At 57.4% G+C, this 3,541-nt stretch carries 2 rRNA genes; both read right to left on the reverse strand.

What is annotated here, in order from left to right:
• Window positions 1-117 (reverse strand): 5S ribosomal RNA (gene rrf / locus ACFY3I_RS43530).
• A 91-nt stretch (window positions 118-208) separates the two neighbouring features.
• Window positions 209-3,313: ribosomal RNA gene (locus ACFY3I_RS43535) — 23S ribosomal RNA — on the reverse strand.
• Window positions 3,314-3,541 lie beyond the last annotated feature (228 nt).

Here is a 3,541-nt window from a genome sequence, read left to right on the forward strand (position 1 = left end):
GTTCGGCGGTGTCCTACTCTCCCACAGGGTCCCCCCTGCAGTACCATCGGCGCTGTAAGGCTTAGCTTCCGGGTTCGGAATGTAACCGGGCGTTTCCCTCACGCTATGACCACCGAAACACTATGAAACTGTTTCAGCCGCACCATGCCGTGACCTTGGCATGGGGCTGTTCGTGGTTTCAGAACCAACACAGTGGACGCGAGCAACTGAGGACAAGCCCTCGGCCTATTAGTACCGGTCACCTCCACACCTCACGGTGCTTCCAGATCCGGCCTATCAACCCAGTCGTCTACTGGGAGCCTTACCCCATCAAGTGGGTGGGAGTCCTCATCTCGAAGCAGGCTTCCCGCTTAGATGCTTTCAGCGGTTATCCCTCCCGAACGTAGCCAACCAGCCATGCCCTTGGCAGAACAACTGGCACACCAGAGGTTCGTCCGTCCCGGTCCTCTCGTACTAGGGACAGCCCTTCTCAAGACTCCTACGCGCACAGCGGATAGGGACCGAACTGTCTCACGACGTTCTAAACCCAGCTCGCGTACCGCTTTAATGGGCGAACAGCCCAACCCTTGGGACCGACTCCAGCCCCAGGATGCGACGAGCCGACATCGAGGTGCCAAACCATCCCGTCGATATGGACTCTTGGGGAAGATCAGCCTGTTATCCCCGGGGTACCTTTTATCCGTTGAGCGACGGCGCTTCCACAAGCCACCGCCGGATCACTAGTCCCGACTTTCGTCCCTGCTCGACCCGTCGGTCTCACAGTCAAGCTCCCTTGTGCACTTACACTCAACACCTGATTGCCAACCAGGCTGAGGGAACCTTTGGGCGCCTCCGTTACTCTTTAGGAGGCAACCGCCCCAGTTAAACTACCCATCAGACACTGTCCCCCACCCGGATCACGGGCGCGGGTTAGACATCCAGCACGACCAGACTGGTATTTCAACGACGACTCCCCCTGAACTGGCGTCCAGAGTTCAAAGTCTCCCAGCTATCCTACACAAGCCGAACCGAACACCAATATCAAACTGTAGTAAAGGTCCCGGGGTCTTTCCGTCCTGCTGCGCGAAACGAGCATCTTTACTCGTAGTGCAATTTCACCGGGCCTATGGTTGAGACAGTCGAGAAGTCGTTACGCCATTCGTGCAGGTCGGAACTTACCCGACAAGGAATTTCGCTACCTTAGGATGGTTATAGTTACCACCGCCGTTTACTGGCGCTTAAGTTCTCAGCTTCGCCCCACCGAAATGGAGCTAACCGGTCCCCTTAACGTTCCAGCACCGGGCAGGCGTCAGTCCGTATACATCGCCTTACGGCTTCGCACGGACCTGTGTTTTTAGTAAACAGTCGCTTCTCGCTGGTCTCTGCGGCCACCCCCAGCTCACGGAGTAAATCCGGTCACCAGGCGTGGCCCCCCTTCTCCCGAAGTTACGGGGGCATTTTGCCGAGTTCCTTAACCATAGTTCACCCGAACGCCTCGGTATTCTCTACCTGACCACCTGAGTCGGTTTAGGGTACGGGCCGCCATGAAACTCGCTAGAGGCTTTTCTCGACAGCATAGGATCATCCACTTCACCACAATCGGCTCGGCATCAGGTCTCACCCTCATGTCATCCGGATTTGCCTAGATGACGGGCTACACCCTTACCCCGGGACAACCACCGCCCGGGATGGACTACCTTCCTGCGTCACCCCATCACTCACCTACTGCAAGTCTGGTCCGTCGGCTCCACCACTCCCCTTTGCCCGAAGGCTCCGGGGCGGCTTCACGGACTTAGCATCGCCTGGTTCGATGTTTGACGCTTCACAGCGGGTACCGGAATATCAACCGGTTATCCATCGACTACGCCTGTCGGCCTCGCCTTAGGTCCCGACTTACCCTGGGCAGATCAGCTTGACCCAGGAACCCTTAGTCAATCGGCGCACACGTTTCCCACGTGTGAATCGCTACTCATGCCTGCATTCTCACTCGTGAACCGTCCACAACTGCCTTCCGGCGCTGCTTCACCCGGCACACGACGCTCCCCTACCCATCACAGCCTCCGTTGGGAGTATTGCTGCAATGACACGACTTCGGCGGTACGCTTGAGCCCCGCTACATTGTCGGCGCGGAATCACTAGACCAGTGAGCTATTACGCACTCTTTCAAGGGTGGCTGCTTCTAAGCCAACCTCCTGGTTGTCTGTGCGACTCCACATCCTTTCCCACTTAGCGTACGCTTAGGGGCCTTAGTCGATGCTCTGGGCTGTTTCCCTCTCGACCATGGAGCTTATCCCCCACAGTCTCACTGCCGCGCTCTCACTTACCGGCATTCGGAGTTTGGCTAAGGTCAGTAACCCGGTAGGGCCCATCGCCTATCCAGTGCTCTACCTCCGGCAAGAAACACACGACGCTGCACCTAAATGCATTTCGGGGAGAACCAGCTATCACGGAGTTTGATTGGCCTTTCACCCCTAACCACAGGTCATCCCCCAGGTTTTCAACCCTGGTGGGTTCGGTCCTCCACGAAGTCTTACCTCCGCTTCAACCTGCCCATGGCTAGATCACTCCGCTTCGGGTCTTGAGCGTGCTACTGAAACGCCCTATTCGGACTCGCTTTCGCTACGGCTACCCCACACGGGTTAACCTCGCAACACACCGCAAACTCGCAGGCTCATTCTTCAAAAGGCACGCAGTCACACCACAAGGATGCTCCCACGGCTTGTAGGCACACGGTTTCAGGTACTATTTCACTCCCCTCCCGGGGTACTTTTCACCATTCCCTCACGGTACTATCCGCTATCGGTCACCAGGGAATATTTAGGCTTAGCGGGTGGTCCCGCCAGATTCACACGGGATTTCTCGGGCCCCGTGCTACTTGGGTGTCTCTCAAACGAGCCGTCAATGTTTCAGCTACGGGGGTCTTACCCTCTACGCCGGACCTTTCGCATGTCCTTCGCCTACATCAACGGTTTCTGACTCGTCTCACGGCCGGCAGACCGTAAAAGAGAGATCCCACAACCCCGTATACGCAACCCCTGCCGGGTCTCACACGCATACGGTTTGGCCTCATCCGGTTTCGCTCGCCACTACTCCCGGAATCACGGTTGTTTTCTCTTCCTGAGGGTACTGAGATGTTTCACTTCCCCTCGTTCCCTCCACACTGCCTATGTGTTCAGCAGCGGGTGACAGCCCATGACGACTGCCGGGTTTCCCCATTCGGAAACCCCCGGATCAAAGCCTGGTTGACGACTCCCCGGGGACTATCGCGGCCTCCCACGTCCTTCATCGGTTCCTGGTGCCAAGGCATCCACCGTGCGCCCTTAAAAACTTGGCCACAGATGCTCGCGTCCACTGTGCAGTTCTCAAACAACGACCAGCCACCCATCACCCCGGACCTTGATCCGAGTGCACTGGGGCCGGCATCAGAGGGAGTTCATTCCCTCAGACACCCAACAGCGTGCCCGACACCTCGCCTCTTCCCTCATCCGTTCCACGCCGAAGCAGTACTAGGAGGAGAAGCAAACCGAGTGTGCCGAGTAGTCAACGTTCCACCCATGAGCTG

Origin of the sequence: Streptomyces sp. NPDC001068, from assembly GCF_042897315.1 — a bacterium.
GTDB lineage: Bacteria > Actinomycetota > Actinomycetes > Streptomycetales > Streptomycetaceae > Streptomyces.